This is a genomic window from Streptomyces sp. NPDC004610 (assembly GCF_040609715.1).
In the GTDB taxonomy this organism is placed as follows: Bacteria; Actinomycetota; Actinomycetes; order Streptomycetales; family Streptomycetaceae; genus Streptomyces.
Map to the genome: position 1 here is coordinate 67782 of NZ_JBEXLA010000019.1, position 14225 is coordinate 82006.

Sequence of the window (14225 nt, forward strand, 5' to 3'; positions counted from 1 at the left end):
GGAGCGAGGGCCGTCCGCAGCTGTCCGGAGGGCTGTCCGCAGTCGTCCGCGGTGAGGAGGGACGGTCCTGCGGCCGTGGACCCGCCGGGAGGATCAGGTCGGGTCCAGGCCGTGGCTGCGGAACCAGGCCAGGGGGTCGATCGCGGAGCCCCCGCCCGGCCGGACCTCGAAGTGCAGATGCGGGCCGGTGGAGTTCCCGGAGTCACCGGAGTACGCGATGGTGTCGCCGGCCTTCACGGTCGTACCGGACGCCACCGCGTAGGTCGACAGATGGCAGTACCAGGTCTCGGTGCCGTCCATCGCGGTGAGGATCACCATCGTGCCGTAGGCCGAGTTGAACTGCGTGCGTACGGTGCCGTCGGTGGCGGCCAGCACGGGCGTGCCGTAGGACACGGGGAAGTCGATGCCGCTGTGCACGGACATCCAGTTGATGCCGGACTGGCCGAAGTAGGCGCTGAGCCCGCCCTGCGCGACCGGGAGGGCGAACTTCGGGCGGAGCCGCTCCTTGCGGGCCGCCTCCTCCGCCGCCCGCTTGCGCTCGGCCTCCTGCTCGGCCTTGAGGTCGATGCGCTCCTGCGTCCGGCTGGCCCGGTCGGCGAAGTTGTCGGCCTCCGCGCTGAGGCTGGCCAGCTGGGTGTCGAGCTGGTTGTTGGCGGTGGACGGCTTCACCGGCTGCGCGTCGGCCGCGGTGGTCGAGGTCTCCTTGGAGTCGTCGGTCAGGGAGCCGACGGAGGCGGCGGCGATACCGGCGACGCCCATCACACAGGCCGAGGGGATCGCGACGGTCATCAGCGCGGAGCGCTTGGCGGGGGCGCGGCGCCGCGAGCGGGAGCCGCCGCGCGCGGCGGCCCGGGAACCGGGGGCCGGGGCGGCCTCCTCCTGATCGTCCAGAAGGGCTACGGCGGGCAGCTCACCGGTGGCGGACATGCGGCCGTCGTCGTCGGTGTCGCGGGAGTGGTCGTGCGGGTCGGTTCCGGCGTCGTGGGCGACCTGCTCGAAGGTCGCGGTCGCCTGTTCGTGGAACGATTCGCCTTGCCCGTACTCGCTGGCGGGCGTGCCGTAGCCGTCGTCCTGGGCGCCGTAACCGTCGTCCTGGGTGGCGTAGTCGCCGGTGTCCTGCGGGGGGTAGTCGGCGTCCTGCGCGGGGTACGGGTGGTACTCGCCGGTGTCCTGGCGCGGGTAGTCGCCGCCGTCGGGCCGCTGGTGCCCGGCGGTCCCGGTGGGTCCCTGGTCCCGGTCCGGGGCGCCGGAGTTCCACTGGGTGGCGTCATAGGCGCCGGTGTCGAACGCCTGGGTGCCCCACTCCCAGTGCTGGGTGGCGTCGGTGGGGCCGCTGGACTGCTCGGGCGGGAGCCAGGCGGTCGCGTCCCACTGGCCGCTGCCGTCGGACGGCGTCGGCTGCGGGGGGACGGCGGACAGTGGCTGATAGCCGTCGGTCCACGCGGTGGTGTCGTAGGTCCCGGAGTCGTAGGCGGCGGCCATGTGCTGGGCCGCGTACGGGTCCTGGTTCAGGATCTGCTGGCCGCCGGTGGACCACTGGGTGGCGTCATAGGTGCCGGTGGCGGCGGTGCCGTGCGGGTCGCCGGGCATGTCCCCGAAGAGGGGGTCGGTGGCGAAGGCGGAGGGGTGGGCGCCGGGGTGGGCTCCGGTGTCAAAACCGTTCGCGGGATGCCCGGTGGGTGTGGTGAAGTCACCGTACGGGGCTTCCTGTGTGCCGTACGCCGGATAGGGCCCGGAGGCGGCGTCGGAAGCCGGGGTCGGGGTGGTCAAAGTCCCCGACGGGTGACGGTCGTTCACCAACTTCTCTTTCGCCTCGACAACAGGGGCTGGCAGAGCAGTGCGGCGACTGTACCCGGCGGTATGCGGGCTCGACAATCTTCCTCAGGTTTCCCTGACACCGGAAACGGGCATTCGGCCGTGTTTCGGCGGTCCGTGCACCTGAGTTTGGCTTTGTGTTCGAGGATTGTTCGATAAAAGAGGCCCTTTGAGGGTGCTGTCCATGGACTGTGCGGGGGTGTGGCCACCGCTGTGGGCTCACCCGCCCCACCTTTTGCGCTGGTCACGCGGGCGAGTCGCGACGTCACCGTCGGTCAGCGGCGGGCGGCTCGCATACAGGGTGGCGCGGTGACCTGGGGGTGGTTCAGGCCACCGTGAGTCCGCCGCTCGCCCCGGCGTGTGCGCCGGTGCCGGTCCCGAGCGGCGGGCTGTCGAGGGCCTGGCGGATTCCGTTCGCCACCGCCGGGTGCACCGGCAGCGCGAGATGACCGATCCCGCTGACCCGTACGTTGTCCGCCAGCAGGTCCGGGTGGTCGACGCGGGCCGTCTCCAGCGGGTCCATCAGATGGTCCAGATCGCTCCAGAAGCTCACGAACCGGGTGCGGCAGCCCGGCGCCGGGAACGCCAGCTCCTCGATGACCTCGGAACCCGGGCGCATCTGCCGCACGATCGGGTGCGCGTCGGCCAGCGGCGCCACCCGCGTACCGGAATGCGGGGTGCCGAGCGTGACCAGCGTGCGGACCCGCAGGTCACCGCCGAGCCGCTGGGCGTAGTAGCGCGCGATCAGGCCGCCCAGGCTGTGCCCGACGATGTCCACCTGGCCACTGCCGGTCCGCTCGCACAGGGCCTCGATGTGCCGGCCGAGCAGCTCGGCGGCGGTGCGGATGTCGCCGGTCAGCGGTGAGTAGTTCAGCGAGATCACCTGTTGCCGGCCGTGCTGGGCCAGATAGCGGCGCAGGAGGACGAAGACGGACCGGTTGTCGATGAAGCCGTGCAGCAGGATCACCGGGGGTCTGGGCCGGGTGGGCAGCGGCGTGGCTCCGTCGTCGCCGGTGGTCGGGGCCGATGCCGGGGCCGGGACCGGGATCGGGGCCGGGATGCTTCCCGGGCCGCCGCCGCCGCGCGGGGCGGCGGCGGGAACGGCGGGGCGGCGCTCCTGGATGATGCCGGACGGATAGAGCAGCAGATGCCCCGCGAGAATCGCGAGGTCCAGAGCGGTCGCTTTCAGCAGGGTCATGGAGACTCCGGCCAGGCGGTCCGGGAGCAGACGTCGGCACAGCGGTGGAAAGGGTTGAAAGGGCAGCAGGACGCTGGTGACCTTCATGCCCGACCTCCCGTCGGCACGCCCGGGGACGTCTCTGTCCCTCGGGGGCCCTCGTGGGCGACCGCGATACGAGGAGACCGGTGCGCGGCTCGCGGTGTGCTGGCTGCGAGCGCGGTGTGGCAGTCGGGGTGGTGCGGTGGTGCGGTGTCCTCGTGGCGGCTCCCGGTGCGTGCGGTCCCTTCCGCGATCCCTGAACCGCGGACGCTTGCGGTGCCTGACCTGTCTGCCGGTGAGCTGTACGACCGGTGATCTGTCCGACCGGTGGTGTCTCCGGTCGGTGATCTGTCCGGCCGGTGGTCTCGCCGACCTGTGACCTGTCTGACCGCGGAGCGTTGGGGGCGACGCGCTGTGGATATGTCCCACTGTGTGATTTCCCCCTCGCGCCCGACCGCGAAACTGCCGGGTGCGGGATGCTGGAGATAACGTTCGTTCACTTCCCGCGCCTGGCCGGTGCCCCGGCGGTGTCCGTACCGGGACCGGTGACCGCTTCGCACCGGGGCCGGTGACCGCCCCGTACCCCGGACGGCCCCTGTCGGGAGGCGCGTGGAGCGTAGGTGTGATATCGCCGGGAAGTACGGCATGTCTGGGCTACGGCATATCTGCGGTACGGCTTCGCCGGGGGCGTGCCGTGCGTGCCGGTTCGGTACGGATGGATGACCGATGGATGACGTCGCTTCATGGAGGCAGTGATGGGTGTGGCAACCGGTCCGATCCGCGTGGTGGTGGCCAAGCCGGGGCTCGACGGCCATGACCGGGGCGCCAAGGTGATCGCGCGGGCACTGCGCGACGCCGGTATGGAGGTCATCTACACCGGGCTCCACCAGACGCCCGAGCAGGTCGTCGACACCGCGATCCAGGAGGACGCCGACGCCATCGGCCTGTCCATCCTCTCCGGTGCCCACAACACGCTCTTCTCCGCCGTGATCGACCTGCTCAAGGAGCGCGACGCGGCGGACATCCTGGTCTTCGGCGGCGGGATCATCCCCGAGGAGGACATCCCGGAACTGACGGCGAAGGGCGTCGCCGCGATCTTCACGCCGGGTGCGACGACGACGTCGATCGTGGAGTGGGTGCGGGAGAACGTACGGCAGGCGGCGGCGTCCTGAGGGGTGGGCGCCGGAGGCGGCCCAGGTGGCCTCGGTGGCCTCGGTGTCTTCAGCCATCCGCCGTCGTCCCCGCTGTCCCCGTCGTCCCCGTCGTGCCCGCTGTCCCCGTCGTCCCCGCCAGCTCCGCCGCCTTCCCCGCCAGCTCTGCCGCCGTCCCCGCCAGCTCCGCCGCCATGGACGCCCGTAGCCGCAGGGTCGTGACCAGGCGCTGGAATGCCTCCGCCCAGTAGCCCCCGGCGCCGGGGGACGCGTCCTCCGGTTCCTCGGGTGCGGCCAGCAGGCCGTCCAGGCGGCTCGCCTCGGCCGGGTCGAGGCAGCGCTCCGCCAGTCCCATCACGCCGCTGAAGCTCCACGGGTAGTTCCCCGCGTCCCGCGCGATGTTGAGGGCGTCGACCACCGCGCCGCCCAGCGGCCCCGACCACGGCACCGCGCACACCCCGAGCAACTGGAACGCCTCGGACAACCCGTGCGCCGCGATGAACCCGGCCACCCATGCCGCCCGTTCCCCCGCCTCCAGCGTCCCCAGCAGCCGGGCCCGCTCCGCCAGCGACACCGCCCCCGGCCCGCCCGCCTCCGGTGCGGACGAGGCCCCGAGCAGCGCTTTCGCCCAGTCGGCGTCCCCCTGCCGCACCGCCGCCCGGCACCAGGCCGCGTGCAGTTCGCTGCGCCAGTCGTCGGCCACCGGCAGCGCCACGATCTGCTCCGCCGTACGCCCCCCGAGCCGGGCGGGCCAGGCCGTCAGCGGCGCCGCCTCAGCCAACTGCCCGAGCCACCACGACCGTTCACCCCGGCCGCTGGGCGCCTTGGGCGCCACTCCGTCCCGCTCCATGCCCGCGTCGCACTCGTGCGGCGCCTCGACCACGATCACCGGGGTGTCCCGCAGCGGGTCCAGCGCCACGCACGACCCCGCCCGGACCGCCATCCGCCCCGCCAGCGCCGAACCGGGCAGCGCCGACAGCAACTCCGCCGCCGTCGCCCGCACATTGCGGCTCCGGTCGGCCAGCGCCTGCTCCAGGAACGGCTCGTCCGCCCCCGTGAGTTCCACCCGCAGCGAGTCGAGGAACATCAGCCGGTCCTCGGCCCGCTCCGACGCCCAGGTCCCGGCGAGCAACTCGCGCGCGGAGGCCGGTTCACGGGCCCGCAGCGCCGCCAGCAGGGCGACCCGCTCGGCGAACAGCCCCTCCCCCCACAGTCGCCGTACACCCTCCCCGTCGTCCAGCCGGGGCAGCGCCGCCCCGCCGCCCGGCGTGGAACGCAGCGTGAACCGCCAGTCCGGGTTCAGCCGGGCCAGCCACAGCGCCCGCTGCCCGGCGAACGCCAGCGCCGCCGGGCGCAGATCCGTCCGCCCCCGGGCCGCGTCCAGCAGCGCGGGCAGTACCTCCGGGGGTGCCGCGTACCCGTGCTCGTTGGCCGCCGCCAGCCACTGGGGGAGCAGCTCCATCAGGTCCGGGGCGGCGCCGCGGCGGGTTCCGGCGGCCGTGCCGGGGCGGTCGGCCAGGAACTGGGCGAGCCGGTGGGCGGCGGCCACCGGAAGCGCGGGGCGGGGGTCCTCGGGCGCGGGTTCCGGGCGGGGCGCGGCGCGCGCTGGGCGTATCCCGGCCCGCCGCCGGACCGTCTCCAGCGCGGCGGCGTCCAGCAGCGCGCCCGGTGCCGCCGGTCCGGGCGCCACACCGGGCGGCGTACGGCGGTCGGTGCCGAGCAGGGCGGCGGTGACGAGGTCTTCCCAGGTGGGGGGTAGCGGGGTGGCGGGGCCGGGCATATGGGTCCTTTCCGGGGATCCGGGGAGTGGTGCTGTGACGGCGAGGGCCTTCGCCTCGCCCCGTGCGGGGGCGAGGACTTTTGCGGGCCGTCCACCGGCCCCGTTCGCCTCGCGCGAGGGGCGCGGACCGGGGCTCGCCCTTCTGCGGGCCGTCCACCGGCCCGTCCGCCTCGCGCGAGCGGGCGGGGACCGGCCGGGTGCCTAGGCGAGCCGTACGGCCCCACCGCTCCCCTCCGGCCAGGCCGTCAGCGGGTGGAAGCCCTGGTGGCCGCATTCGCCGAAGACTCTGACGGGGGCGCCGCCCGACAGGGCGACCAGCCGCCAGAGGCCGGAGCGGTTGCGGGCGGCCGGGGTGAGCGGCAGGGCCGTGTCCCCGTCCGCGTCGGCCAGTTGCCAGGAGTCGCCGTCCGGGACCGGAACCACCCGGTCCAGCGTCACGGGGACCGAGTCCAGCCACGGATCCCGCCGCAGCGCGCCCCCGTACCGCGCGACGGCCTGTTCCGTCGTCCCGCCCGGCGGGCGTACGGCGCTGGGGGCGGCCGGTGCGAACTGCTCGCCCAGCGCGACCCGCAGCCGGTGGGCGCCGGGATACGCGGACACCTCGGCGTCCAGGGCGGCCCCGACCGGCAGGGCGATCTCCGGGGACCGGCCGGCCGCGCCGTACGAAAGGATCAGCGCCGTACGCTCCGAGCCGGTGCCGTACAGCCAGATGCGGCGGGTCGTCAGTTTCGGGTCGACCGTGTCGTACTGGGCCAGGACCAGCCAGTGGTCGCGCACCGGAGGGCCGTCCGGCGCGGTGGGCAGGCCGACCCGGGAGCGGACCGTGGCCGCGAGGCCGTCGGGGAGCTGGTCGCGGCGGAGCCAGCCGCGGTCGAGGAGATGCAGCAGCGCGCACTCCTCCAGCAGCCGCACCGGCCAGCCCGGCCCGGACGCGGGTATCGCCCCCAACTCCCGCACCCGCGCCGCGAGTCCGGGCGCCTGGGCGTCGACCATCCGGGCCGCCGTCTCCTCCCACAGCCCGTATCCCGCCCCGTCCGCCGTGGCCAGACCGGCGCGCAGCAGATCGGCGAGGCGCTGCTCCAGCTCCAGGGTGCCCGCGGTGACCCGCTCCGCACGGCGCTCTGCCCGGCGCCGCGCCGCCTCCGGATCGGCGGTGGCGCCACCCGGCGCGGACGCCGCCCGCTCCGATGCCGCCCGCTCCCTTCTCCCCTCCAGCCACTGCGCCGCCCAGTCCGGCGCCGGGCCCACCGGCACCACGGCCTCCCCGCCCGCCCAGAGCAGCAGCAGCCCCAGCGCGTGCTTGCACGGGAACTTACGGCTCGGGCAACTGCACCGGTACGCGGGCCCGGTGGGATCCGCGATGTCCACCACCGTGCGATACGGCGTGCTGCCGCTGCCCTTGCACTCTCCCCACACCGCCCCCTCGCCGGAACTGCCCGCCCCCGACCAGGGGCCGGCCGCGCCGAGCTTGCTCCCCGCTTTGCGTGACGCTGCGTCAGATGCCAGTGCCAGCACCTGGTCCGCCGTCCAGCGCACCCGCTGCTCAGTCATGACATCGAAGGTAGAACCCACCACTGACAATCGCCTTCGCGAGCACGTTTTCGCAGGTCAGGGCGATTGTCAGTGGCGTGGTGCATGGTGGAACCAGATCCGAACCGGCCGAGCTGGAGGGGACCTCAGCCATGTCCGTGTCTGTTGATGAGATGTCCGTTGACCCAGTCGATCCGCGTGAGCGCGGGGACCACGCGTTCGCCCGGGAGCAGCAGGGAAAGCGGGAGGAGCGTGAGCAGCAGGAGAAGCGGGAGGAGCGGGGGATGGGGAGCGCTGCCGGGGCGGCCGGTGGTGGCCCGGAGGAAGCGGAGGCGCTCCGGCCGCACGCCGAGGACTCCTTCGCCGGGGAACTCGCCGCGCTGGCCGCCCAGGACGACCGGCCGCGCCCGGCCCGCTGGCGGCTGTCGCCCTGGGCCGTGGCCACCTATCTGCTCGGCGGCACCCTGCCGGACGGCACGGTGATCACACCGAAGTACGTGGGCCCGCGCCGGATCGTGGAGGTCGCGGTCAGCACCCTGGCCACCGACCGCGCCCTGCTGCTGCTCGGCGTGCCGGGCACGGCGAAGACCTGGGTGTCCGAGCACCTGGCCGCCGCCGTCAGCGGTGACTCGACGCTCCTCGTCCAGGGCACGGCGGGCACACCGGAGGAGGCGATCCGCTACGGGTGGAACTACGCGCACCTGCTCGCCCACGGCCCCAGCCGGGACGCCCTGGTGCCCAGTCCGGTCATGCGGGCCATGGCCCAGGGCATGACGGCCCGGGTGGAGGAGCTGACCCGGATCCCGGCCGATGTCCAGGACTCGTTGATCACGATCCTGTCGGAGAAGACCCTGCCCCTTCCGGAGCTGGGCTCCGAGGTCCAGGCCGTGCGCGGCTTCAACCTCATCGCCACCGCCAACGACCGCGACCGCGGGGTCAACGAGCTGTCCAGCGCGCTGCGCCGCCGCTTCAACACGGTGGTGCTGCCGCTGCCGGAGAGCGTGGAGGTGGAGGTGGACATCGTCTCGCGCCGGGTGGACCAGATCGGCCGCTCGCTGGACCTGCCGGCCGTACCCGACGGGGCCGACGAGATCCGCCGGGTCGTGACCGTCTTCCGCGAGCTGCGCGACGGGATCACCTCCGACGGCCGGACGAAGGTCAAGTCGCCCAGCGGCACCCTGTCCACGGCGGAGGCGATCTCCGTGGTGACCAACGGCCTCGCCCTCGCCGCGCACTTCGGGGACGGTGTGCTGCGGGCGGGAGATGTCGCGGCGGGCATCCTCGGGGCGGTGGTCCGCGATCCGGCGGCCGACCGGGTGGTCTGGCAGGAGTATCTGGAGGCGGTGGTCCGCGAGCGGGACGGCTGGACGGACTTCTACCGGGCGTGCCGGGAGGTCAGCGCATGAGCGGCGCCCCGCGGCAGCGGCGACAGCGACAGCACTCGGACGACGATCTCGGTTGGCCTTTCGGGGACGACGATCTCGGGTGGCCCTTCGCGGACGACGACCTGGGCTGGCCCTTCGCCGGCCGGGAGAGGCGGCGGGCACCCCGGGGAGCGGGCGGGGGGACGGGATGACGATCACGGACGGGCCTGTGGAGCCCGACGCCGGTGCCGAGGGCGGCAACAGGGCCGGTGCTGCCGGTGCCGGTACTCCCGCCGGGCCGCTGCTCCTGGGTGTGCGGCATCACGGGCCGGGGTCGGCGCGGGCGGTGCGGGCGGCGCTGGAGACGGCGCGGCCCCGCGTGGTGCTGATCGAGGGGCCGCCCGAGGCGGACGGACTGGTCCCGCTGGTCGCCGACCCGGACATGCGCCCGCCCGTCGCCCTGCTCGCGCACGCCGTGGAGGAGCCCGGCCGCTCGGCGTTCTGGCCGTTCGCCGAGTTCTCCCCGGAGTGGATCGCCCTGCGCTGGGCCGTGGAGCAGGGGGTCCCGGCCCGCTTCATCGACCTGCCCGCGATCCACACCCTGGCGTGGGGGAGCGACGAGGACGACGAGGGTGAAGACGCGCGGCCCGGCGGTCCCGGGGACGACGTGCGGATCGACCCGCTCGCCGTGCTCGCCGAGACCGCCGGTCACGACGACGCCGAGTGCTGGTGGGAGGACGTGGTCGAGCACCGCGGGGTCGGCGGGGATGTCTTCGCGCCGTTCCGGGTGCTGGCGGAGGCCATGGGCGCGCTGCGCGAGGCGTACGGCGACGGCGGCCCTGGGCGGGATCTCGTACGGGAGGCGTATATGCGGCTCCAGGTGCGGGCGGCGCAGCGGGAGTTCGGCGACGAGGTGGCCGTGGTGTGCGGGGCGTGGCATGTCCCGGCGCTGGCGCGGAAGGCGGCCGTGGCGGCGGACCGGGCGCTGGTGAAGGGGCTGCCCAAGGTCAAGGCGGAGCTGACCTGGGTGCCGTGGACGTACCGGCGGCTGGCGCGGGCCGGGGGATATGGGGCGGGCATCGACTCGCCGGGGTGGTACGGGCATCTGTTCGAGGTGCCGGACCGGCCGGTCGAGCGGTGGCTGGCCAAGGTGGCGGGGCTGCTGCGGGCCGAGGACCAGGTGGTGTCGTCCGCCCATGTGATCGAGGCGGTCCGGCTCGCCGAGACGCTGGCGGTGATGCGGGGACGGCCGCTGCCGGGGCTCGGCGAGACCACCGACGCGGTGCGGGCGGTGATGTGCGAGGGCTCGGATGTGCCGCTGGCGCTGGTGCGGGACCGGCTGGTGGTCGGCGATGTGCTGGGCGAGGTACCGGCGGCGGCTCCGGCGGTGCCCTTGCAGCGGGACCTGGACCGGGCGCAGCGCAGGCTCCGGCTGAAGCCCGAGGCGCGGGAGCGGGAGCTGGAGCTGGATCTGCGCAAGGACACCGACGCCGGGCGCAGCAGGCTTCTGCACCGGCTGCGGCTGCTGGGCGTGGAGTGGGGCGAACCGGTGCGGTCCCGGGGCAGTACGGGCACCTTCCGGGAGACCTGGCGGCTGCGGTGGGAACCGGAGCTGGCGGTGCGGATCGCGGAGGCGGGGGTGTGGGGGACGACCGTGCTGGGCGCCGCGACCGCCAGGGCGGAGGGGGACGCGGTCGCCGCACCGGGGCTGGTCGAGGTCACGGCGCTCGCCGAGCGCTGTCTGCTGGCCGAGCTGCCGGACGCGCTCCCCGCGGTGATGCGCGTCCTGGCCGACCGCGCGGCGCTCGACGCGGATGTCGGCCATCTGGCGCAGGCCCTGCCCGCGCTGGTCCGTGCCCTGCGGTACGGCGATGTGCGGGGCACGGACACGCGGGCGCTGGCCGGGGTGGCGGCGGGGCTCGCCGAGCGGGTCTTCGTCGGCCTGCCCCCGGCCTGCGCGGCCCTCGACCGGGAGGCGGCGGAGGAGATGCGGCGCCATGTGGACGCGGTGCACGGGGCGGTGGGGCTGCTGGAGGAGAGCGGGGAGGCGGCGGGCGGTGCGGGCGCCGATCCGGATCAAGGACAGGGCATCGGCGGGATCTCCGGCGCGGGCGGGCTGCGGGCGCGGTGGCGGGAGGTGCTGGGGGTGCTGGCCGGGCGGGACAGTGTGCCGGGGGTGGTCCGGGGGCGGGCGGCGCGGCTGCTGCTGGACGACGGGCGGCTGGACCAGGACGGGGCCGCGCGGCTGATGGGGCTGGCGCTGTCGCCGGGGACGGCACCGGGGGACGCCGCCGCTTGGATCGAGGGGTTCGTCGGGGGCGGCTCCGGGGGCGGGATGCTGCTGGTCCATGACGAACGGCTGCTGGGGCTGGTCGACACCTGGCTGACGGGGGTGTCGCCGGAGGCGTTCACGGATGTGCTGCCACTGCTGCGGCGGACGTTCGCGGAGTACGAGGCGGGGGTGCGGCGCACGCTCGGTGAACTGGTCCGCCGCGGGCCGGGGGAGCGGGCGGTGGCGGTCGGCGCGGGGGCCGGGGTGCCCGGCTTCGGCGACACCCTCGACCCGGACCGAGCGGGCGCGGTGGCGCCGGTGGTGCGGCTGCTGCTGGGAGCGGCGGACGACGGACTCATGGGGGCGGCATGAGCGTGACGCAGAACATGCAGGACCCGCAGGACAGGGAGGCCACAGAAGCCACGGAGGGCAGGGAGCACACGGAGGAGGTCATGGGAAACGGCGGGGGAGCGGACCCGGCGCGGGAGCGCCTCCGGCGCTGGCGGCTGGTCCTCGGGGGCGGCGAGGGGGCCGACGGGACCGGATTCGGGCCGACCGGCCGGGACGCGGCGATGGACGGGGCGCTGTCCGCGCTCTACGGGAAGAAGGAGGACAAGGGGCGTTCGGGGAAGGACCGGGCGGCGGGGCTCGGGGCCTCGGCACCGGCGGTCGCGCGGTGGCTCGGCGACATCCGGACGTACTTCCCCTCCCCCGTGGTGCAGGTGATGCAGCGGGACGCCATCGACCGCCTCGGGCTGTCGACGCTGCTGCTGGAGCCGGAGATGCTCCAGGCGGTGGAGGCGGACGTCCATCTGGTCGGCACGCTGCTGTCGCTGAACAAGGCGATGCCCGAGACGACGAGGGAGACCGCGCGGGTGGTGGTGCGCAAGGTCGTCGACGATCTGGAACGACGGCTGGCCACCCGGACGCGCGCCACCCTCACCGGGGCGCTCGACCGCAGCGCCCGGGTCAGCCGCCCCCGCCACCACGACATCGACTGGAACCGCACGATCGCCGCCAACCTCAAGCACTACCTCCCCCAGCAGCGGACGGTGGTACCGGAGCGGCTGGTGGGGTACGGGCGGGCCGCGCGGTCGGTGAAGAAGGAGGTGGTGCTCTGCGTCGACCAGTCGGGGTCGATGGCGGCGTCGGTGGTGTACGCGTCGGTGTTCGGGGCGGTGCTGGCGTCGATGCGGTCGATCAGTACACGGCTGGTGGTGTTCGACACGGCGGTGGTGGACCTGACGGATCAGCTGGACGATCCGGTGGAGGTGCTGTTCGGCACCCAGCTCGGCGGTGGCACGGACATCAACCGGGCGCTGGCGTACTGCCAGTCGAGAATCACCCGGCCCGCGGACACGGTGGTGGTGCTGATCAGCGATCTGTACGAGGGCGGGATACGCGACGAGATGCTGAAGCGGGTGGCGGCGATGAAGGCGGCGGGGGCGCAGTTCGTGACACTGCTCGCGCTGTCGGACGAGGGGGCGCCCGCGTACGACCGGGAGCACGCGGCGGCGCTCGCCGCGCTGGGCGCGCCGGCGTTCGCCTGTACGCCGGAGCTGTTCCCGGAGGTGATGGCCGCGGCGATCGAGAAACGGCCGCTGCCGATACCGGACACGTCGGTCCACCAGCGATAGGGCGCGCGGGCGGCACAGGGGTGGCTGCTCCGCACGCCCCTGTATGGCACTCCGTGCCACAGATTGCGGCATCATGTGACGGGTATCACCGCTCAGGTGTGACTCTCGATTTAGGGGCGTTCCGGAAGCAGCGATAACCTGCGAGACGGACATGCCGCGCGCTCGGACACCGTGTGCGCTTCCCCTGTGACCCAAGCGGACGTCACGTTGCCCTTCGCGGCACGCCCACGCATCCATCGAACCGCGAGATCACTGATAGGGACGGAAGCGCGTGGACCTGTTCGAGTACCAGGCGAGGGACCTCTTCGCCAAGCACGATGTACCGGTGCTGGCCGGTGAAGTCATCGACACGCCTGAGGCGGCGCGCGCAGCCACCGAGCGCCTGGGCGGCAAGTCCGTCGTCAAGGCCCAGGTGAAGGTCGGTGGCCGAGGGAAGGCCGGCGGCGTCAAGCTCGCCGCGACCCCGGACGAGGCCGTCGCCCGCGCGACGGACATTCTCGGCATGGACATCAAGGGCCACACGGTCCACAAGGTGATGATCGCCGAGACCGCGCCGGAGATCGTGGAGGAGTACTACGTCTCCTTCCTCCTCGACCGTGCCAACCGCACCTTCCTCTCCATCGCCTCCGTCGAGGGCGGCATGGACATCGAGGAGGTGGCCGCCAACCGCCCGGAGGCCGTCGCCAAGACCCCGATCGACGCGATCGACGGTGTGACGCCGGAGAAGGCGCGGGAGATCGTCGCCGCCGCCAAGTTCCCGGCCGAGGTCGCGGACAAGGTCGCCGATGTCCTGGTCACGCTGTGGGACGTCTTCATCAAGGAGGACGCCCTCCTGGTCGAGGTGAACCCGCTGGCCAAGGTCGCCTCCGGTGAGGTCCTCGCGCTCGACGGCAAGGTGTCGCTGGACGACAACGCCGAGTTCCGTCACCCGGACTTCGAGGAGCTCCACGACAAGGCCGCGGCCAACCCGCTGGAGGCCGCCGCCAAGGAGAAGAACCTCAACTACGTCAAGCTGGACGGCGAGGTCGGCATCATCGGCAACGGCGCCGGGCTGGTCATGTCCACCCTGGACGTCGTCGCGTACGCCGGTGAGAACCACGGCGGCGTCAAGCCGGCGAACTTCCTGGACATCGGTGGCGGTGCCTCCGCCCAGGTGATGGCCAACGGTCTGGAGATCATCCTCGGCGACCCGGACGTCAAGTCCGTCTTCGTCAATGTCTTCGGCGGCATCACCGCGTGCGACGAGGTCGCCAACGGCATCGTCCAGGCGCTCCAGCTGCTCGCGGACCGCGGTGACGAGGTCACCAAGCCGCTGGTCGTCCGGCTGGACGGCAACAACGCCGAGCTGGGTCGCAAGATCCTCACCGACGCCAACCACCCGCTGGTGCAGCGCGTCGACACCATGGACGGCGCGGCCGACAAGGCCGCCGAGCTGGCCCACGCCGCAAAGTAAGCAC

9 protein-coding genes are annotated in these 14225 nt (G+C 73.7%); 5 read left to right on the forward strand and 4 right to left on the reverse strand.

Annotation, left to right across the window (positions count from 1 at the left end; genetic code table 11):
• Window positions 1-93: 93 nt before the first annotated feature.
• Window positions 94-1797, reverse strand: coding sequence for a M23 family metallopeptidase (locus ABZX40_RS21820; protein WP_355740849.1), 1704 nt, complete (start codon window positions 1795-1797; stop codon window positions 94-96).
• A 343-nt stretch (window positions 1798-2140) separates the two neighbouring features.
• The gene (locus ABZX40_RS21825) at window positions 2141-3100 is read right to left on the reverse strand and encodes an alpha/beta fold hydrolase (RefSeq protein WP_355740847.1); all 960 of its coding nucleotides are present in this window, start codon (window positions 3098-3100) and stop codon (window positions 2141-2143) included.
• A 689-nt stretch (window positions 3101-3789) separates the two neighbouring features.
• Between ABZX40_RS21825 and ABZX40_RS21830 the strand changes: the two genes are divergently transcribed.
• Complete coding sequence (locus tag ABZX40_RS21830) at window positions 3790-4206, forward strand: cobalamin B12-binding domain-containing protein (RefSeq protein ID WP_355740845.1); 417 nt, start codon at window positions 3790-3792, stop codon at window positions 4204-4206.
• Window positions 4207-4255: 49 nt separating this feature from the next.
• On the opposite strand, the gene ABZX40_RS21835 is transcribed toward ABZX40_RS21830, so the two are convergent.
• Window positions 4256-5965: a DUF5691 domain-containing protein gene (locus tag ABZX40_RS21835; RefSeq protein WP_355740843.1), complete on the reverse strand. Its 1710-nt coding sequence runs from the start codon at window positions 5963-5965 to the stop codon at window positions 4256-4258.
• 201 nt (window positions 5966-6166) lie between these two features.
• Complete coding sequence (locus ABZX40_RS21840) at window positions 6167-7516, reverse strand: SWIM zinc finger family protein (protein WP_355740841.1); 1350 nt, start codon at window positions 7514-7516, stop codon at window positions 6167-6169.
• 263 nt (window positions 7517-7779) lie between these two features.
• Here ABZX40_RS21840 and ABZX40_RS21845 point away from each other — a divergent pair, with 263 nt between their 5' ends.
• From ABZX40_RS21845 to sucC, 4 genes are all read left to right on the forward strand, one after another.
• Window positions 7780-8901, forward strand: a complete 1122-nt coding sequence (locus ABZX40_RS21845) for an AAA family ATPase (RefSeq protein WP_355740947.1) — start codon at window positions 7780-7782, stop codon at window positions 8899-8901.
• A 166-nt stretch (window positions 8902-9067) separates the two neighbouring features.
• Complete coding sequence (locus ABZX40_RS21850; protein ID WP_355740839.1) at window positions 9068-11503, forward strand: DUF5682 family protein; 2436 nt, start codon at window positions 9068-9070, stop codon at window positions 11501-11503.
• Between the two features lie 80 nt (window positions 11504-11583).
• Complete coding sequence (locus ABZX40_RS21855; protein WP_355740945.1) at window positions 11584-12768, forward strand: VWA domain-containing protein; 1185 nt, start codon at window positions 11584-11586, stop codon at window positions 12766-12768.
• Between the two features lie 271 nt (window positions 12769-13039).
• Window positions 13040-14221, forward strand: a complete 1182-nt coding sequence (gene sucC, locus ABZX40_RS21860) for an ADP-forming succinate--CoA ligase subunit beta (RefSeq protein ID WP_355740837.1) — start codon at window positions 13040-13042, stop codon at window positions 14219-14221.
• The last annotated feature ends 4 nt before the right edge of the window (window positions 14222-14225 follow it).